This is a genomic window from Streptacidiphilus sp. EB103A, assembly GCF_041261405.1.
GTDB lineage: Bacteria > Actinomycetota > Actinomycetes > Streptomycetales > Streptomycetaceae > Streptacidiphilus.
Window position 1 is genome coordinate 263,825 of record NZ_JBGCAQ010000012.1, and the last position, 18,475, is coordinate 282,299.

Here is an 18,475-nt window from a genome sequence, read left to right on the forward strand (position 1 = left end):
TCAGGAGTTCGGCCGTCGGCACGGCCCCCTCCACCGACATCGTTGAGAAGAGACTGAAGAACAATGGCGAACACCACCGCCGCGGACGTCAAGAAGCTCCGTGAGCTCACCGGCGCCGGAATGATGGACTGCAAGAAGGCCCTGGACGAGGCCGAGGGCAACGTCGAGAAGGCCGTCGAGCTGCTGCGCATCAAGGGCCAGAAGGGCGTTGCCAAGCGTGAGGGCCGCGACGCCTCCAACGGCGCCGTCGTCTCCCTGCTCCAGGGCGGCAACTCCGGCGTCCTGGTCGAGCTGAACTGCGAGACCGACTTCGTCGCCAAGGGCGGCCGCTTCGTGGAGGTCGCCAACGCGCTGGCCGCCCACGTCGCCGCCACCTCCCCGGCCGACATCGAGACCGCGCTGGCCAGCGAGATCGAGCCCGGCAAGACCGTCCAGCAGTTCGTGGACGAGGCCAACGCGGGCCTGGGCGAGAAGATCGTCTTCCGCCGCTTCGCCCAGTTCACCGGTGGCGCCTACGTCGCCGCCTACATGCACCGCACCGACCCCGACCTGCCGCCGGCCATCGGCGTCCTGGTCGAGCTCGACCAGGAGAACGCGGAGATCGCGAAGGACGTGGCCCAGCACATCGCCGCGTTCGCCCCGAAGTACCTCTCCCGCGAGGACATCCCGGCCGAGGCCCTGGAGAGCGAGCGCCGCATCGCCGAGGCCACCGCGCGCGAGGAGGGCAAGCCCGAGGCTGCCCTGCCGAGGATCGTCGAGGGTCGCGTCAGCGGCTTCGTCAAGGAGAACTCGGTCCTGGAGCAGGCTTTCGCCAAGGACAGCAAGAAGACCGTCCAGAAGGTCCTGGACGAGGCCGGCGTCAAGCTGGTCCGCTTCGCCCGCTTCCGCGTCGGCGCCTGACCCCACCGGGGTCTGCGGTGGGCGTCCGGACCGGGCGTCCGCCCATACGATGTGAGTCGTGAAGTACGACGAGGAGGCCACAGCCGTGGAGGTATCCGTAGCGATGCCCCCGGCGGTGGCCTCCTCTCGTACGCCTGCTCGCACCAGCTCATGCACCACCAGAAGGAGTCGATGCAGATGACCGCTGAGGAGAGTCCGCGCCGCCGCGTGCTGCTCAAGCTTTCCGGTGAGGCGTTCGCCGGTGGGGGCGGCCTGGGAGTCGACCCCGACGTCGTCCACGCCATCGCCCGCGAGATCGCCACCGTGGTCCGCGGCGGCACCGAGGTCGCCGTCGTCATCGGCGGCGGCAACTTCTTCCGCGGCGCCGAACTGCAGCTGCGCGGCATGGACCGGGCCCGTTCCGACTACATGGGCATGCTCGGCACCGTGATGAACAGCCTGGCGCTGCAGGACTTCCTGAACAAGGAGGGCATCGAGACCAGGGTCCAGACCGCGATCACCATGGGCCAGGTCGCCGAGCCCTATCTGCCGCTGCGCGCGATCCGGCACCTGGAGAAGGGCCGCGTCGTGATCTTCGGCGCCGGAATGGGCATGCCCTACTTCTCCACCGACACCACCGCCGTCCAGCGCGCCCTGGAGATCCACGCCGAGGTGCTGCTGATGGGGAAGAACGGGGTGGACGGCGTCTACGACTCCGACCCCCGCACCAACCCGGACGCGGTGAAGTTCGACACCCTGGAATACTCCGAGGTGATCGCAAGGGATCTCAGGATCGCGGACCTCACCGCGATCACCCTGTGCAAGGACAACAACCTGCCGATGCTGGTGTTCGAGCTGCTCGCCGAGGGCAATATCGCCCGCGCCGTGCGCAGTGAGAAGATCGGCACGCTGATCAGTGGCGAGTCGGCGCAGCACTGACCCTCCCGGAGGGTTGGTCCTCGCAGGGGATGGACAATCCACCGGGCGTCGGCGAAGGTGCCCGGTAACGCGTAGTAGTGCCCGCACAGCAGGAGTCGAGACCGGGTAGCACCGGACAGGAGCACATGGTGATTGAAGAGACCCTCCTCGAGGCCGAGGAGAAGATGGAGAAGGCCGTCGCCGTCGCCAAGGACGACTTCGCCGCGATCCGTACCGGCCGTGCGCACCCCGCGATGTTCAGCAAGATCGTCGCCGAGTACTACGGCGCGGTGACCCCGATCAACCAGCTGGCGTCCTTCTCGGTGCCGGAGCCCCGGATGGCGATCGTCTCGCCGTTCGACAAGAGCTCACTGCGCGCAATCGAGGAAGCCATTCGCAACTCGGACCTGGGCGTCAACCCGTCCAATGACGGGTCCATCATCCGGGTGAACTTCCCGCAGCTCACCGAGGAGCGCCGGCGCGAGTACATCAAGGTCGCCCGGGGCAAGGCCGAGGACGCCAAGATCTCCATCCGCGCGGTGCGCCGCAAGGCCAAGGAGACCCTGGACAAGCTCAGCAAGGACGGCGAGGCCGGCGAGGACGAGGTGCGCCGCGCCGAGAAGGAGCTCGAGGACGTCACCGCGCGCTATGTCGCGCAGGTGGACGAGCTGCTGAAGCACAAGGAAGCCGAGCTCCTCGAGGTCTGATGAACGACGACTCCTACTGGGGGCCCGATTCCGGCGACGGCAGCGCCGGGGCCCGAATGCCGGGCCACGACGCTGCTGTCTTCCCGAACGGACCCCACGGGGGAGTGCTCCCCGGCGGCCCACAGCCCGGAGCGGCCGAGGCCACCGCGCTGATGCCGCCGGTGCTCGACCAGCCGGTCCCCCCGTACTGGGGGGCACCGGCGGTCGGCCACTCGCAGCAGTTCCCGCTGCACGGCAACGGGGGCATGCCGCAGACTCGTCCCATGGCCGCTCAGCACCCCGCACCGGAACGTTTCTCCGGACATTTCACCCAAGGCGGGCAGATGCCGCAGGCGAGCGCCGATCCAGCCGGTGAACCGGTGGTCGCCCGCCTGAGCGGGCCGCTGTTCCGCGACGACGCACCCGCGCCGGCGCCTGTCGCGCCCGCGGAAGAGACCGCGGTGCTGCCCCCTCTCCGCACCGAGGCGCCGCCGATGAGCAACCAAGCACCGGTCCCCGACCCGGCCGCGCCAGCCCCCGCGACCGGCAGGGCCCCCAAGGGCGGCGGTCGCGACCTGCGTGCCGCCATCGGTGTGGGACTCGGTCTCGGCGCGCTCGTGGTCGCCTCCCTGTTCATCGTGAAGTGGCTGTTCGTCGGCGTCGTCGCGGCGGTCGTGGTGATCGGCATGTGGGAGCTCACCAGCCGGCTCTCGGAGAGCAAGGGCATCAATGTGCCGCGGCCGCCGCTGGCCGTCGGCGGGGTCGGCATGCTGGTCGCCGCCTACCTGGGCGGGCCCGAGTCGGCGCTGGTGGCCCTGGCGCTCACCGCGCTCGCGGTGCTGGTCTGGCGGATGAGCGAGCCGCCCGAGGACTACCTCCGGGACGTGACCGCGGGCATCTTCACCGCCTTCTACGTCCCCTTCCTGGCGACGTTCGTGATGCTGATGCTCGCCGCCGACGACGGTCCGCAGCGGGTGGTGCTGTTCCTGGTGCTGACCGTCTGCAGCGACACCGGCGCCTACGCGGCCGGCTCCCGCTTCGGAAAGCACAAGCTCGCGCCCCGGATCAGCCCCGGCAAGACCCGCGAGGGCCTGGTCGGCGCGGTGCTGCTGTGCATGCTCGTCGGCGCCCTCGGGATGAACCTGATGATCGACCGGGCCAGCTGGTGGCAGGGCCTGGTGCTGGGGGCCTGCGTGGCGGTCAGCGCCACCCTCGGCGACCTCGGCGAGTCGATGATCAAGCGCGACCTCGGGATCAAGGACATGGGCACCCTCCTGCCGGGCCACGGCGGCCTGATGGACCGGCTGGACTCGCTCCTCCCCACCGCCCCGATCGTCTGGCTCGTCCTGGTCGGCTTCGTCGGCGCCGGCTGAGCGCAGAACGCCAAGGCGAGGCCCCGGACCCCATCACGGCGTCCAGGGCCTCGCCCTTTGTGTGACTGCTCGGCCGACCTGAGACACTGGGGGAATCATGCCTACGCCACTCCCGGGTGAACTCACCTTTGCCGCGCCGCGCGGCGCCAAGCCCCCGCGCCACCTCGCCGACCTGACCGCGTCCGAGCGACGCGACGCGGTCGCCGAGCTCGGCGAGAAGCCGTTCCGTGCCGACCAGCTCTCGCGTCAGTACTTCTCCCGGCTCTCGGCCGGCCCCGACGAGTGGACGGACATCCCGGCGGCGTCCCGGGCCAAGCTCGCCGAGGGGCTGCTGCCCGAGCTGATGAGCGTGGTCCGCAATGTCTCCTGCGACGACGACAGCACCCGCAAGACGCTGTGGAAGCTCTTCGACGGGGTGCTGGTCGAATCCGTGCTGATGCGTTACCCCGACCGGGTGACGATGTGCATCAGCTCGCAGGCCGGCTGCGGCATGAACTGCCCGTTCTGTGCCACCGGCCAGGCCGGGCTCACCCGCAACCTCTCCACCGGCGAGATCGTCGAGCAGATCGCGGCCGGGATGCGGTCGATCAAGGCCGGCGAGTTCGGCGCGGACGCCTCCGGCGAGGCGGGGGCGGTGCGGCTGAGCAATGTGGTCTTCATGGGCATGGGAGAGCCGCTCGCCAACTACAAGCGCGTCATCGCGGCGATCCGCCGGCTGACCGACCCGGCCCCCGGCGGCTTCGGGCTCTCCCAGCGCGGCATCACCGTCTCCACGGTCGGCCTGGTCCCGGCGATCAACCGGCTCGCCGACGAGGAGCTCAGCGTCCGCCTGGCGGTGTCGCTGCACGCGCCCGACGACGAGCTGCGGGACACCCTGGTCCCGGTGAACACCCGCTGGAAGGTCGCCGAGGTGCTGGACGCGGCCTGGGACTACGCGGAGCGGTCAGGCCGACGGATCTCCATCGAGTACGCGCTGATCAAGGACATCAACGACCAGGCCTGGCGGGCCGACCTGCTGGGACGCCTGCTCAAGAACCACCGGGCGCACGTCAACCTGATCCCGCTCAACCCCACCCCCGGCTCCAAGTGGACCGCCTCGCGCCCCGAGGACGAGCGCGAGTTCGTCCGCCAGCTGAATCTGCACGGCGTCCCGGTCACCGTCCGGGACACCCGCGGCCAGGAGATCGACGGCGCGTGCGGCCAGCTCGCGGCGGCCGGCTGAGCGACGGGTCTGATTCTGGCTGCGGCTTGTGGATGGCTGGTCGCGCAGTTCCCCGCGCCCCTGAGGAGGTGCAACTGGCTCACAGCGGTTCAGTTGCAGCACCGTAGGGGCGCGGGGAACTGCGCGACCAGCCCGCTACGGTCCGCAGCCGAAGAACCGCCTAAGCAGCCAGCACCGCTGCGGTGAGCGCCGCCACCCCGGCCCCCGTCGCGGCGGCGACCAGGACGGCGGCGCCACCTCGGAGCGCGGCTGCGCGCAGCAGCATCCCGCCAGGCGCTCCTATCCGGCTGAGCGAGGCGTAGCAGCCCCGCCGGGCCCGGGCCAGCTCGACCAGCCTGGCCAGCAGCGCCCCCAGAACACAGGCGCCGAGCAGCAGCAGCTCCACCAGCAGCAGCGGGCCCGCAGGCCGCCGCCCGGGGGCGTCGCGCAGCAGGACGGTCACCACCACCGCTCCCGCGACCGCCGGCACGGCCAGCGGCGCGCCGAGCCGCCACGCCTCGGCCTGCAGCGCGCGCCCGGCGAGCAGCCGGACGGCCCGCGGGCGTCCCGACGCGAGCAGGCCGCCGACCAGGTACAGCAACGCGGGAACGGCTCCGGCGAGCCCGAGCAGGCCCAGCACACCGCCGGCCCAGGCCTCGGCTCCGGTATGCCCCCGCATGCCGAGGACGGCGATCCCCGCACCGGCCAGAGCCAGCAGCCCCACCGCCACCAGATACGGGACCGGCGGCCGTCGCACGATCCGGTCCGCGTCGTCGCCGGGCAGCAGATCGACGGACCGCACGGCGGCGCCGGCGGTCAGACCGCCCAGCAGCGGAACGACCGCGAGCAGGGCGACCGTCCCGGCTGCCGGAAACCCGGCACGGGTACCCAGGGCCGGATCGAGGCGGCCGCCGGGCAGCAGCTCCAGCCAGTGCGCACGCAGCACCATGAAGCCCAGCAGCGCCAGCACCGCGCCGAGCGCGCAGATCAGCGCGATCTCCCCGGCCAGCACCAGCCTGGTCCGCACCGGCCCGGCGCCGGCCGCGGCCAGGCCGGCGATGCGCTCCGGCCGCTGCGACGGCAGCGAGCGGGCCCAGGCGGCGCAGAGGTAGCCGACGGCGGCCAGCGCGGGCAGGCACCAGAGCAGCCGCTCGATCGCGGCCCCGGTGTCGTCGGGGCTGCTGAGCGCCCGTCCCAGCGCGCTGAGCAGCAGGGCGCCCACGGTGGCCGAGGCCGCGGCGGTGAGCAGGCAACGGCAGAGGTCCAGGAAACCGTAGCCGCGCGCTAGACGGAGGTAGGGGAACACTGCTCCACGTCCCTCCGCAGCAGCTCGGCCTGGTCTTCCCCGGTGGCCGCGGTTTCGGCGGCCGCCGCCATGGCCTGCCGCGCCCGGACGGGGGCGGCGAGACGGCCGTCCACCATGGTCGCCACCCGGTCCGCGTAGCGGGCCAGGCCGGGGTCGTGGGTGGCCAGGACCAGGGTGATCCGGTGCGACCGGGAGGCGGTGACCAGTATCCGCATGACCTGGTCCCGGGCGTCGCGGTGCAGCGGGGCGGTGGGCTCGTCGGCGAAGACCACGGCGGGGCGGTGGGCCAGCGCGCGGGCGACCGCGATCCGCTGGCGCTGGTCCTGACGCAGGGCGGCGGGCCGCTGCCTGGCGCAGTCGGCGACGTCCAGTCGCTCCAGCCACTCCGTGGCGGCGACCGTGGCGTCCTTGCGCGCCGCACCTGCGAGCAGCAGCGGCAGCGCGACGTTCTCCCGCGCGGTCAGCTCGGGGACGAGACGGGGCTCGGACCCGACATGGCCGAATCGCTCACGCCGCAGCCGCTCCCGCGCGGTGCGGCCGAGGGTGTGGACGGGGGAGCTGTTGAACCAGATCTCGCCCTCGTCGGCGGGGAGCACGCCGCTGAGGCAGTCCAGCAGGGTGCTCATCCCACAGCCGCGCGGTCCGGTGACGGCGAGGACCTCGCCCTCGCGCACGCCCAGGGAGACCCCGCGCAGTGCCGGGGTGCCGCGGATGGTGTGCACCAGCCCTCGTGCCCACAGCACGTCGTTGTCGGGCGGGGCGACGGTCACTGAGGTCCTCCTGGTCGTGATGGTGGCTCACAGACTAGAACGAGTGATCAGCTTCGGGGTTGCGCGCCGTATCGGTCGAACTGTCGTGTCGATCACTCGAACGGCAGGTGAGACGCCGCTGGGCGGCCCCGACCCTACAAGGTCGGGACCGCCCAGCGACGGAGAGCAGGACAGAAAGCGACGAACTACATCCGCTTCCACGCCTCGGTCAGCACCGTGCGCAGGATCTGCTCGATCTCGTCGAAGGTCGACTGGTCGGCGATCAGCGGCGGCGACAGCTGGATGACCGGGTCACCGCGGTCGTCGGCGCGGCAGTACAGGCCGTTCTCGAAGAGCGCCTTGGAGACGTATCCGTAGAGGATGCGCTCGCACTCGTCGTCGTTGAACGACTCCTTGGTGACCTTGTCCTTGACGAGCTCGATCCCGTAGAAGAAGCCGTTGCCGCGGACGTCGCCGACGATCGGCAGGTCGTGCAGCTTCTCCAGGGTGGCGCGGAAGGCGTCCTCGTTGGCGAGGACGTGCTTGTTGAGGCCCTCGCGCTCGAAGATGTCCAGGTTGGCCAGCGCCACCGCGGAGGAGACCGGGTGGCCGCCGAAGGTGTAGCCGTGCAGGAAGGTGTTGTCGCCCTTGTAGAACGGCTCGGCGATCCGGTCCGAGATGATCGCCGCACCGATGGGGGAGTACCCGGAGGTCATGCCCTTGGCGCAGGTGATGATGTCGGGGATGTAGTCGAACTTGTCGCAGGCGAACATCGTGCCGAGGCGGCCGAAGGCGCAGATGGTCTCGTCCGACACCAGCAGCACGTTGTACTGGTCGCAGATCTCGCGGACCCGCTGGAAGTACCCGGGCGGCGGCGGGAAGCAGCCGCCGGCGTTCTGCACCGGCTCCAGGAACACGGCCGCGACCGTCTCCGGGCCCTCGAACAGGATCTCCTGCTCGATCTGGTCGGCGCACCAGCGGCCGTAGGCCTCCGGGTCGTCGCCGTGGATCGGGGCGCGGTAGATGTTGGTGTTGACGACCTTGTGGGCGCCCGGAACCAGCGGCTCGAACGGGGCCTTCAGGGCGGGCAGGCCGGTGATGGACAGGGCGCCCTGGGGGGTGCCGTGGTAGGCCACCGCGCGGGAGATCACCTTGTACTTGGTGTGCTCACCGGTCAGCTTGAAGTACTGCTTGGCCAGCTTCCACGCGGTCTCGACGGCCTCGCCGCCACCGGTGGTGAAGAAGACCTTGTTGAGGTCGCCGGGGGCGTAGTTCGCCAGCCGCTCGGCGAGCTCGACGGCGGAGGGGTGCGCGTAGCTCCAGATCGGGAAGAAGGCCAGCTTCTCGGCCTGCTTGCGGGCGACCTCGGCGAGCTCGGCCCGGCCGTGACCCGCCTGGACCACGAACAGACCCGCCAGGCCGTCCAGGTACCGGCGACCGTTCGAGTCGTAGATGTAGGCGCCCTCGCCGCTGACGATGGTGGGCACTGGGTTGTTCTCGTACGACGACATCCGGGTGAAGTGCATCCACAGATGGTCGTAGGCGGTCTTCGAAAGGTCCTTCGCTGCCGGGTCGGCGCTCATCGGGTACCCCAGGTGTAGGTCTGTTTCCGGAGCTTCAGGTAAACGAAGCTTTCAGTTCTCCGCACGCCGGGAAGCGCGCGGATGCGCTTGTTGATCAGTTCGAGGAGGTGTTCGTCGTCCTCGCAGACCAGCTCGGCCAGCAGGTCGAACGATCCGGCGGTGACGACGACGTAGTCCACCTCGTCCATGGCGGCCAGGGCGTCCGCGACCGGTTCCATGTCGCCCTCGACGGTGATGCCGACCATCGCCTGCCGGGTGAACCCGACGGTGAGCGGGTCCGTCACCGCGACGATCTGCATCACACCTTGGTCGAGGAGCTTCTGGACCCGCTGGCGCACGGCAGCCTCGGAGAGGCCCACGGCCTTGCCGATGCTGGCGTACGGCCGACGGCCGTCCTCCTGGAGCTGCTCGATGATCGCCTTGGAGACGGAGTCGAGGGGAACGCTGCCGTTCCGTTCACGGTTGGCCACGTGCTCACCCTGCCCTATCGTGCGTCCGTTCGCAAGGGATTCCGTTGCACAAAGCCTGAAAACATACTGATTCCATTGTTGCTACGGCTCAGGTCTGCCGATAACCGCAGAGGGAGGGCTAGGCTGGTGCCGTCGACGGCATCACCAGCATCAAAGGAGCCGGAGAGCCGGAGAGCCGGATTCGAGGAGAGGTCCCCTGTGAGCGAGCTTCTGAGGCTGCGCAACTACATCAACGGCGGGTTCGCCGATGCGGCCGACGGTCGTACCACTGAGGTCGTGGATCCGACGACGGGTGCGGTGTACGCGACCGCGCCGCTGTCGGCCGCCGCGGACGTGGACGCGGCGATGGCCGCGGCGGCTGCGGCGTTCGAGGGCTGGCGGGAGACCACCCCCTCGGTGCGCCAGCTGGCCCTGCTGAGGATCGCGGACGCGGTCGAGGCCCGGGCGCAGGAGCTGGTGGCGGTCGAGTCGCGGAACACCGGCAAGCCGCTCGGGCTGACCGCCTCGGAGGAGATCCCGCCGATGGTCGACCAGATCCGGTTCTTCGCCGGCGCCGCCCGGCTGCTGGAGGGCAAGTCCGGCGGCGAGTACATGGAGGGCATGACCTCCTTCGTGCGCCGCGAGCCGGTCGGGGTGTGCGCGCAGGTCGCGCCGTGGAACTACCCGATGATGATGGCGGTGTGGAAGTTCGCCCCGGCGATCGCGGCCGGCAACACGGTGGTCCTCAAGCCCTCGGACACCACCCCCGCCTCCACCGTCCTGCTCGCCGAGATCATCGGACAGATCCTTCCCCCCGGGGTGTTCAACGTGGTGTGCGGGGACCGGGAGACCGGCCGCATGATGGTCGAGCACCCCACCCCGGCGATGGCCTCGATCACCGGATCGGTGCGGGCCGGGATCCAGGTCGCCGGGTCGGCGGCCAAGGACGTCAAGCGGGTCCACCTGGAGCTGGGCGGCAAGGCCCCGGTGGTGGTCTTCGAGGACGCCGACATCGCGGCGGCGGTCGAGGGCATCAGCGTGGCCGGCTACTTCAACGCCGGCCAGGACTGCACCGCGGCCACCCGGGTGCTGGTGCACGAGAGCGTCCACGACGAGTTCGTGTCGGCGCTGGCCAAGGCGGCGGCCGACACGAAGACCGGGCTGCCGGACGACGAGGACGTGCTGTACGGGCCGCTGAACAACGCCGGCCAGCTGGCCCAGGTGGCCGGGTTCGTCGAGCGCCTGCCCGCGCACGCGAAGGTCGAGGCCGGCGGGCACCGGGTCGGCGAGAGCGGCTACTTCTACGCCCCCACCGTGGTCTCCGGCCTGCGGCAGGACGACGAGATCATCCAGAACGAGGTCTTCGGCCCGGTGATCACCGTGCAGAAGTTCACCACCGAGGCCGAGGCGCTGGCCAACGCCAACGGCGTCCAGTACGCGCTGGCGTCCTCGGTGTGGACCAAGGACCACGCCCGGGCCATGCGGCTGGCCAAGAAGCTCGACTTCGGCTGCGTGTGGATCAACACCCACATCCCCCTGGTCGCCGAGATGCCCCACGGCGGCTTCAAGAAGTCCGGCTACGGCAAGGACCTCTCCGCCTACGGCTTCGAGGACTACACCCGCATCAAGCACGTCATGACGTCCTTGGACGGCTGACCGACAGGCGAGTATGACCTTCATCGAAGGCTGACGGCCTGCGCAGGGCCGGACCCCGTCGGGGTCCGGCCCTGCGGCACGTCCGGGGCTACCGCCGCACCGCGTCCAGCGCCAGCAGTGCGACGTGCAGCGACAGACAGGACTCCACCTGGTCCAGGTCGACCCCGAGCACCCGCTCGACCTTGTGCAGCCGGTCGTAGAACGAGGGCCGGGACAGATGGGCCGCGTCCGCTGCCGCGGACTTGTTGCGGCCCTGCTCCAGGTAGATCCGCAGCATCTGGATCAGCTGGCTCCCGTGCTCCGCGTCGTACGCCAGCAGCGGTCCCAGCTCCCGCTCCACGTACGTCTGCAGCCGGGCGTCGTCGCGCAGCAGGTGCAGCAGGCCGCGCAGCCGTACGTCGGGGAGGCGGTAGTAGGAGGCCGAGCGGGCGCCCGTGGCGGGGGCGTCGTGCAGGGCGGCGTCGGCGACCTGGGTGGCCTCGACCAGGGTGCGCCGGGCGTCGCGCACCGCGCCGACGGAGGAGCCCACGGCGATCACCGGTTCGGGCTGCTCCGCCTCCAGCACCAGCCGCCGCAGCGAGGAGGCGAAGCCCTCCAGCGCCGTGTGTTCGTCGTCGCGCGGACCCAGCGAGACCAGCAGGCCCACCGCCTCGTCGTCCAGGGCGCCGACCAGCGCGGTCAGCCGCTTCTCCCGGACGGCGGCAGCCGCCGTCTCGGTGAAGTCGCGCAGCCGAGCCTGTGCCTCCAGCGCCGCCGGGGCGCTCCCGCGGCGCTGCCGCAGCACCACCCCGACCAGTCGCCGCCCTTCCAGCGGAACGCCCAGCGCCGAGGCGCGGAGCGCCACGTCCGACACCGTCAGCGCATGCGTCAGGATTCCGGACAGCAGCGTCCGGTGCGTCTGCCGCTCCAGGCTCTCCCGGTCGCGCACCAGCAGCCGGTTCAGCGCCAGGGTGGCGGCGGCGCGCTCCAGCAGCATGGTGTGGCGGTGCGAGGCCTCCGCGGGGGCGACGTCCTCCTGCGCCGAGCTGGGCGCGCCCAGCAGGACCAGGCGCCCCCAGTCGTGCCCGCGCGCCCCGACCGCGGTGACCAGCCAGCCGGTCCGCGGATCGTGCCCGGTCCGGCCCTTCGGCCGCACCCCCCGGGAGCGTGACTCCCAGCCCGCCAGCAGCACCTGGGCGTTCTGGCCTCCGGTGTCGTACGCCAGCACCTGGTGCGACAGGTTCTCCAGCACCACCGGCGCCCCAGCCATCCGGGACACCTGCTGCACCACCTCGACCGGCTCCGCGCCCTCGACCGCCAGCTCGTTGAAGGTCTGGTGGATCTCCTCCGACGACCGCAGCTCCTCCAGCTGGGCGTTGACCACCAGTGCGTGCACGGCCTCGGTCACCGCGACGAAGCGCAGCTCGCGGCGGAGCACGATCAGCGGCAGCCCCCGTTGCTCGGCCGCATGGACCAGCGCGCGCGGCAGGTTGTCGAAGTAGCGCCGCCCGAACTCCACCACCAGGCCGGCCACCCCCACGTCGGCCAGCTCCTTGACGTACTGCGCGAGCCCGTCGCGGTGCTCCGGAAGGGCGATGCCGGTGGTCAGGATCAGCTCGCCGCCCTGCAGCACGCCCGCGACGTCCGGCAGCTCGCTGACATGCACCCAGCGCACCGGGCGCTCCAGGTGCTCCCGGCCGGCCACGACCTCCGGCAGGCCACGGGTGACCACGTCCAGGTCGAGGACGCGGGCGACGGTGGGGAACAACGGGACCTCCGAAAACGATCGTGGAATCCCTTCATAGTGTCAGCCGGAACCGACATGCGGGCAACGAGGTGTCGGATTCCACTGCGCTGGCAGGGTGTAATGCCAGTAACGATCTGCCTTGCGCACTGTTGCTTGCCGGGCCCGTCCGAACCGGGGCATCGTACGCAGAGTGGGCGCCCTGCCCTGCATGCACGCTGTCGCTGGAGGAACACATGACCCGGAACACCGTCGGCTCCCGCTTCGACGCCGGGGCCCAGTACCTGGCCGGAGCGCTGCGCGAGGGCACCGGGACGGAGACCTTCGACGTCGTCAACCCCGCCGACGGCAGTCTGGTGCAGCGGGTGCGTCTCGCCTCGGCCGCTGACGTCGACGACGCGGTGGCAGCAGCCCGCGCCGCCTTCCCCGCGTGGTCGAACGCGACGCCCGGCGCCCGCTCCGAGGCCCTCACCAGGCTCTCCGGCATCCTCGCCGAGCGCGCCGAGGACTTCGCGCAGGTCGAGAGCGCCCAGACCGGCAAGCCGATCAAGCTCTCCACCGAGTTCGACGTGCCAGGCACCGTCGACAACACCGCCTTCTTCGCCGGGGCGGCCCGCAACCTGGAGGGCAAGGCCACCGGTGAGTTCTCCGGCGACCACACCTCCTCGATCCGCCGCGAGCCCATCGGCGTGGTCGGCTCCATCTCGCCGTGGAACTACCCGCTGCAGATGGCCGCCTGGAAGATCCTCCCGGCGATCGCCGCAGGCAACACCATCGTCCTCAAGCCGGCCGAACTCACCCCGCTGACCTCGCTGATGTTCGCGCAGGCCTGCACCGACGCCGGGATCCCGGACGGCGTGGTGAACGTCATCACCGGCGCCGGCCGTACCGCCGGCGAGCACCTGGTCTCGCACCCCGGCGTCTCGATGGTCTCCTTCACCGGCTCGACCGGTGTCGGCAAGCGCGTCGGTGAGCTCGCCGTGCAGACCGTCAAGCGCACCCATCTGGAACTCGGAGGCAAGGCCCCGTTCGTGGTCTTCGACGACGCCGACCTGGACGCCGCCGTCAACGGCGCAGTCGCCGCCTCACTGATCAACACCGGCCAGGACTGCACCGCGGCGACCCGCGCCTATGTCCAGCGCCCGCTGTTCGACGCCTTCGTGGCCGGCGTCGCCGAGCTCTTCGAGCAGGTCCGCCTGGGCGACCCGTTCAACCCGCAGACCGACCTCGGCCCGCTGGTCTCCTTCCGGCAGCGCGACAGCGTCGCCGGCTTCGTCGAGCGCGCCCGCGGCTACGGCGCCACCATCGCCGCCGGCGGGTACGCCCCGGAGAAGGGCCACGACGGCACCGACCTGACCCTGGGCGCCTACTACCGCCCGACGCTGATCACCGGTGTCCCCCAGGACGCCGAGGTGGTCCAGAGCGAGATCTTCGGCCCGGTCCTGGTCGTCCTCCCGTTCGACAGCGACGAGCAGGGCCTGCAGCTCGCCAACGACACCCCGTACGGCCTGGCGGCCTCCGCCTGGACCCGCGACGTCTACCGCTCGCTGCGCGCCACCCGCGAGATCAAGGCCGGCTGCGTCTGGGTCAACGACCACATCCCCATCATCAGCGAGATGCCGCACGGCGGGTACAAGGCGTCCGGCTACGGCAAGGACATGTCGCAGTACTCCCTCGACGAGTACACACAGGTCAAGCACGTCATGCAGGACATCACCGCGGTGGCCCGCAAGGACTGGCACCGCACCATCTTCGGCGACCGCGAGCAGTAGGCCGCGGACCGTCGGACAACCCCTCCTACCGCACCCCTGAGGGTGCATCAGAGAGCAGTGAGAACCATGGATCCGGCCCATTCCCTCGCCGACGTCCAGTACACCTCCTTCTGGCTGGCCGACCCGGCCAGGCCCGAAGCCCTGCCCGCCCTGGTCGGCGACGTCTCCTGCGACCTGCTGGTCGTCGGCGGTGGCTACTCCGGCCTGTGGACCGCGCTGATCGCCAAGGAGCGCGACCCCTCCCTCGATGTCGTCCTGGTCGAGGGCCAGGAGGTCGGCTGGGCCGCCTCCGGCCGCAACGGCGGTTTCTGCGCGGCCAGCCTCACCCACGGCTTCTTCAACGGCCTGGAGCGCTGGCCCGACGAGATCGACACCCTGGAGCGCCTCGGCCGGGAGAACCTCCAGGCCATCGAGGACGCGGTCAAGCGCTACAGCATCGACTGCGACTGGGAGCGCACCGGCGAGCTGGACGTCGCCACCGAGCCCTACCAGGCGGACGAGCTGCGCGAAGGCGCCGAGCTGATGGCCGCGCACGGCCTGGAGGTCGACTTCCTCGACACCGACGCGGTCCGCGCCGAGGTCGACTCGCCCACCTTCCTCGCCGGGCTCTGGGACAAGGACGGCGTGGCGATGGTCCACCCGGCCAAGCTCGCCTGGGGCCTCAAGCGCGCCTGCCTGGAGCAGGGCGTACGGATCTTCGAGCACACCCCCGCCACCCAGCTCGCCGAAAGCGGCACCGGCATGGCCGTCCGCACCCCGTACGGACGGGTCTTCGCCGAGCACGTGGCGCTGGGCACCAATATCTTCCCCAACCTGGTGAAGCGGGTCCGGCCCTTCCTGGCCCCGGTGTACGACTTCGCGCTGATGACCGAGCCGCTGACGGAGCAGCAGCTGGACTCCATCGGCTGGAAGAACCGCCAGGGGCTGGGCGACTGCGCCAACCAGTTCCACTACTTCCGGATCTCCGCCGACAACCGCATCCTCTGGGGCGGCTACGACGCGATCTACCACTACGGCGGCAAGGTCCGCGACGAGTACGACCACCGCCCCGAGACCTACGAGAAGTTGGCCGGGCACTTCTTCACCGCGTTCCCGCAGCTCGAAGGGGTCAGATTCAGCCACGCCTGGGGCGGTGCGATCGACACCTGCAGCCGCTTCTCCGCCTTCTTCGGCACCGCCCACAAGGGGAGGGTCTCCTACGCCCTCGGCTACACCGGTCTGGGCGTCGGCGCCACCCGCTTCGGGGCCGAGGTCATGCTCGACCTGCTGACGGGTCAGGAGACCGAGCGCACCGAACTGGAGATGGTGAAGAGCAAGCCGATGCCCTTCCCGCCGGAGCCGGTGAAATGGGCCGGCATCGGCATCACCAAGTGGTCCCTGGACCGGGCCGACCACAACCAGGGCAGGCGCAACCTCTGGCTCAAGGCCATGGACGCCCTCGGCCTCGGCTTCGACAGCTGATCCTTCGACAGCTGATCCTCCGCTGCGCGGATCGCGGCGCGTACCCAATAGCGGGTACGCGCCGCTCTTCGCACCCGTACGCGCCTTTTCGCCCGGTGTTCGCTCCCACGGATTGAGGATGTTGCCGACAACCGTGTAAGAGCTGGGCCGGATGTCGCTCTCTCTGGTTACCAACGAGTCCGCTTCGGGGCCTCGTCGGCAGGACGTGGAGGGCGAGGAGCGATGGAGAGCATGGAAGAACGGGGCGCCGTCGAATGGCTGAGCGCCGCCGCCCCCGATCCGGAGGCATGCCGCTGGGAGTGGGAGCGCAGCGCCCTGGGGATCGCCCTGCTGCCGGCCGGCCGTCTGTGGGACGTGTTGATAGTGCCCGGCGAGCTGGGGCGGATCACCGTCGACGTACTGCTGCGCCTCGAAGCCGAACCGGGGCCGGTGCTCGCGGACTTCGGCGACTTCCGGGTCGGCTTCTTCGTCCCACCGGGCACCGCCGCGCGCTGGGTGGGGACCGGGGTCCGCACCGCCGGTCCCGGTACCTGGCTGGCCGTCCCCTACCCCGGCCGGGCCGGCCGTGGTCTGCGGTGGCTGGTGCCCCCCGACGGCAGCGGAACCCTCAACGACCCGGTGATGCTGGAGCTCGCGATGCACGAGGCGGCGGCGTTGCTGAGCGGGGAGTCGGACGAGGTGTAAGGGCGAATCGGATTCCTCCGACAACCTGCTGATTGAGCCGACGCCCGCGCCGCAACAGAATGTGGAGAGCGCGGCACCCGCTGGTGAGATCCCTGTGCCCCGCCCGGACTCGGAGGCAGACGTTGAGCAAGCACATCACCCACTGGATCGGCGGCAAGCAGGTCGCCACTGCGGGCAGCGCCCCGCGCCGCGGTGACATCTTCGACCCGGCGACGGGCAAGGTCACCGGCCAGGTCGACTTCGCGACCATCGCGGAGGTGGACGCCGCCGTCGGTGCCGCCGTCAAGGCCTTCGGCGACTGGCGCAACGCCTCCCTGGCCAAGCGCACCACCGTGCTCTTCAACTTCCGCGAGCTGCTGAACGCCCGCAAGGACGAGCTGGCCGCGATCATCGTCGCCGAGCACGGCAAGGTGCACTCGGACGCGCTCGGCGAGATCGCCCGCGGCCAGGAGGTCGTCGAGTACGCCTGCGGCATCCCGCAACTGCTCAAGGGTGGATTCACCGAGCAGGCCTCGACCGGGGTCGACGTCTACTCGATCCGCCAGCCCCTCGGCCCGGTCGCGATCATCTCGCCGTTCAACTTCCCGGCGATGGTCCCGATGTGGTTCTTCCCGATCGCCATCGCGGCCGCCAACACCGTGATCCTCAAGCCCTCGGAGAAGGACCCCTCCGCGGCCCAGTTCATCGCCGAGCTGTGGCAGGAGGCCGGTCTGCCCGACGGCGTCTTCAACGTCGTCCACGGCGACAAGGTCTCGGTCGACCGCCTGCTGGAGCACCCGGACGTCAAGTCCGTCTCCTTCGTCGGCTCCACCCCGATCGCCCGCTACGTGTACGAGACGGGCACCCGGTACGGCAAGCGCGTCCAGGCCCTCGGCGGCGCCAAGAACCACATGCTGGTCCTGCCCGACTCGGACCTGGACCTGGCTGCGGACTCGGCCATCAACGCCGGCTTCGGCGCGGCCGGCGAGCGCTGCATGGCGGTGTCCGTGCTGGTGGCCGTCGACCCGATCGGCGACGAGCTGGTCGAGAAGATCAAGCAGCGGATGGCCACCCTCAAGGTCGGCCCGGGCTGCAACGGCGACTCGGACATGGGCCCGCTGGTCACCGGCGTGCACCGGGACAAGGTGACCTCCTACCTGGACTCCGGCCTCGCCGACGGCGCGGAGCTCGCCGTGGACGGCCGCAAGCACCCGATCACCGGCGCGGACAAGAACGGCGCCGAGACCACGGACGGCTTCTGGCTCGGCCCGACCCTCTTCGACCACGTCAAGCCCGGCATGTCCGTCTACAACGACGAGATCTTCGGCCCGGTGCTGTCGATCGTCCGGGTCTCCTCGTACGAGGAGGGCCTGGAGCTCATCAACAGCAACCCGTACGGCAACGGCACCGCCATCTTCACCAACGACGGTGGCGCGGCTCGGCGCTTCCAGAACGAGGTCGAGGTCGGCATGGTCGGCATCAACGTGCCGATCCCGGTCCCGGTCGCCTACTACTCCTTCGGCGGCTGGAAGGCGTCCCTGTTCGGCGACAGCCACGCCTACGGCCCCGACGGCATCCACTTCTTCACCCGCAGCAAGGCCGTCACCTCCCGCTGGCTCGACCCCAGCCACGGCGGCATCAACCTCGGTTTCCCGACGAACGCCTGACAGCTCCAGCTGCACCCCGGTCGGCCTGGCAACGACGTGAGTCGTTGCCGGGCCGACCTCGATTTGACCCGATGGTGGGGCGTGGGTAGTGTTCTGCGAGTTGCCCTGCGGACAGCGGTGGCGGCAAAACCCCTGATGAGATGGTGTGGCTCTGTTTTGTCATGCCTGAATTCGGGGATGCGGCGGAATTGGCTTGTACCGAGGAATTCCGCTAGAGTTTCACTCGTCGGAACGGGCCGGAAACAACGGGCCGGGAGGACGGAAAGCAAGCCGGAAACGGTCTGCTAGGCTGGAAAACGAAGGAAGCGCCCGGAGGGCTGGTGTGAAAGCCGCTCGAAGGAAGCGTTCGTACCTTGAGAACTCAACAGCGTGCCAAAAGTCAACGCCAA

The 18,475-nt window shown here is 70.4% G+C and carries 15 protein-coding genes; 10 read left to right on the forward strand and 5 right to left on the reverse strand.

Translation table 11 applies throughout. From position 1 onward, the window contains the following. Window positions 1–63: 63 nt before the first annotated feature. The 5 genes from tsf to rlmN all read left to right on the forward strand — a co-directional run bounded on the left by tsf (window position 64) and on the right by rlmN (window position 5,078). A complete protein-coding gene (gene tsf / locus ABH941_RS21445) occupies window positions 64–900 on the forward strand; it encodes a translation elongation factor Ts (RefSeq protein ID WP_134000449.1) in 837 nt (278 codons plus the stop codon). 171 nt (window positions 901–1,071) lie between these two features. Continuing rightward, window positions 1,072–1,818: a UMP kinase gene (pyrH, locus tag ABH941_RS21450; RefSeq protein WP_208329280.1), complete on the forward strand. Its 747-nt coding sequence runs from the start codon at window positions 1,072–1,074 to the stop codon at window positions 1,816–1,818. 128 nt (window positions 1,819–1,946) lie between these two features. Beyond that, window positions 1,947–2,504, forward strand: coding sequence for a ribosome recycling factor (gene frr, locus ABH941_RS21455; protein ID WP_134005690.1), 558 nt, complete (start codon window positions 1,947–1,949; stop codon window positions 2,502–2,504). A 152-nt stretch (window positions 2,505–2,656) separates the two neighbouring features. After that, a complete protein-coding gene (locus ABH941_RS21460; RefSeq protein WP_370131036.1) occupies window positions 2,657–3,856 on the forward strand; it encodes a phosphatidate cytidylyltransferase in 1,200 nt (399 codons plus the stop codon). 97 nt (window positions 3,857–3,953) lie between these two features. Beyond that, complete coding sequence (rlmN, locus tag ABH941_RS21465; RefSeq protein ID WP_370131016.1) at window positions 3,954–5,078, forward strand: 23S rRNA (adenine(2503)-C(2))-methyltransferase RlmN; 1,125 nt, start codon at window positions 3,954–3,956, stop codon at window positions 5,076–5,078. 160 nt (window positions 5,079–5,238) lie between these two features. Here the strand turns inward: rlmN and ABH941_RS21470 are convergent, their stop codons facing one another. The 4 genes from ABH941_RS21470 to ABH941_RS21485 form a co-directional block, all read right to left on the reverse strand. Further along, complete coding sequence (locus ABH941_RS21470; RefSeq protein WP_370131017.1) at window positions 5,239–6,363, reverse strand: hypothetical protein; 1,125 nt, start codon at window positions 6,361–6,363, stop codon at window positions 5,239–5,241. Next, window positions 6,342–7,133: an ABC transporter ATP-binding protein gene (locus tag ABH941_RS21475; protein ID WP_370131018.1), complete on the reverse strand. Its 792-nt coding sequence runs from the start codon at window positions 7,131–7,133 to the stop codon at window positions 6,342–6,344. The genes ABH941_RS21470 and ABH941_RS21475 overlap by 22 nt, the downstream gene beginning before the upstream one ends. A gap of 185 nt (window positions 7,134–7,318) precedes the next feature. Beyond that, window positions 7,319–8,695 carry an aspartate aminotransferase family protein gene (locus ABH941_RS21480; RefSeq protein WP_134000438.1) on the reverse strand — a complete coding sequence of 459 codons (1,377 nt, stop codon included), beginning with the start codon at window positions 8,693–8,695 and terminating at the stop codon, window positions 7,319–7,321. Next, window positions 8,692–9,165: an Lrp/AsnC family transcriptional regulator gene (locus ABH941_RS21485; protein ID WP_030263784.1), complete on the reverse strand. Its 474-nt coding sequence runs from the start codon at window positions 9,163–9,165 to the stop codon at window positions 8,692–8,694. The genes ABH941_RS21480 and ABH941_RS21485 overlap by 4 nt, the downstream gene beginning before the upstream one ends. Window positions 9,166–9,363: 198 nt before the next feature. Between ABH941_RS21485 and ABH941_RS21490 the strand changes: the two genes are divergently transcribed. After that, window positions 9,364–10,800 carry a gamma-aminobutyraldehyde dehydrogenase gene (locus ABH941_RS21490; protein ID WP_370131019.1) on the forward strand — a complete coding sequence of 479 codons (1,437 nt, stop codon included), beginning with the start codon at window positions 9,364–9,366 and terminating at the stop codon, window positions 10,798–10,800. Between the two features lie 88 nt (window positions 10,801–10,888). Here ABH941_RS21490 and ABH941_RS21495 read toward each other — a convergent pair whose 3' ends face one another. Beyond that, window positions 10,889–12,547, reverse strand: a complete 1,659-nt coding sequence (locus tag ABH941_RS21495) for a PucR family transcriptional regulator (protein ID WP_370131020.1) — start codon at window positions 12,545–12,547, stop codon at window positions 10,889–10,891. Window positions 12,548–12,759: 212 nt separating this feature from the next. Here ABH941_RS21495 and ABH941_RS21500 point away from each other — a divergent pair, with 212 nt between their 5' ends. From ABH941_RS21500 to ABH941_RS21515, 4 genes are all read left to right on the forward strand, one after another. Next, on the forward strand, window positions 12,760–14,295 hold the full coding sequence (locus ABH941_RS21500) for a gamma-aminobutyraldehyde dehydrogenase (RefSeq protein WP_370131021.1): 1,536 nt from the start codon (window positions 12,760–12,762) through the stop codon (window positions 14,293–14,295). A gap of 66 nt (window positions 14,296–14,361) precedes the next feature. Further along, complete coding sequence (locus ABH941_RS21505; protein ID WP_370131022.1) at window positions 14,362–15,756, forward strand: NAD(P)/FAD-dependent oxidoreductase; 1,395 nt, start codon at window positions 14,362–14,364, stop codon at window positions 15,754–15,756. 222 nt (window positions 15,757–15,978) lie between these two features. After that, window positions 15,979–16,440, forward strand: a complete 462-nt coding sequence (locus tag ABH941_RS21510) for a hypothetical protein (protein WP_370131023.1) — start codon at window positions 15,979–15,981, stop codon at window positions 16,438–16,440. 122 nt (window positions 16,441–16,562) lie between these two features. Continuing rightward, complete coding sequence (locus ABH941_RS21515) at window positions 16,563–18,086, forward strand: CoA-acylating methylmalonate-semialdehyde dehydrogenase (RefSeq protein WP_370131024.1); 1,524 nt, start codon at window positions 16,563–16,565, stop codon at window positions 18,084–18,086. Window positions 18,087–18,475 lie beyond the last annotated feature (389 nt).

Bases quoted from the DNA above. Each gene is read 5' to 3' on its own strand.
- tsf (WP_134000449.1), top strand. From the start codon at position 64: ATGGCGAACACCACCGCCGCGGACGTCAAGAAGCTCCGTGAGCTCACC.
- pyrH (WP_208329280.1), top strand. From the start codon at position 1,072: ATGCAGATGACCGCTGAGGAGAGTCCGCGCCGCCGCGTGCTGCTCAAG.
- ABH941_RS21460 (WP_370131036.1), top strand. From the start codon at position 2,657: ATGCCGCCGGTGCTCGACCAGCCGGTCCCCCCGTACTGGGGGGCACCG.
- rlmN (WP_370131016.1), top strand. From the start codon at position 3,954: ATGCCTACGCCACTCCCGGGTGAACTCACCTTTGCCGCGCCGCGCGGC.
- ABH941_RS21480 (WP_134000438.1), bottom strand. From the start codon at position 8,695: ATGAGCGCCGACCCGGCAGCGAAGGACCTTTCGAAGACCGCCTACGAC.
- ABH941_RS21500 (WP_370131021.1), top strand. From the start codon at position 12,760: ATGACCCGGAACACCGTCGGCTCCCGCTTCGACGCCGGGGCCCAGTAC.
- ABH941_RS21505 (WP_370131022.1), top strand. From the start codon at position 14,362: ATGGATCCGGCCCATTCCCTCGCCGACGTCCAGTACACCTCCTTCTGG.
- ABH941_RS21510 (WP_370131023.1), top strand. From the start codon at position 15,979: ATGGAGAGCATGGAAGAACGGGGCGCCGTCGAATGGCTGAGCGCCGCC.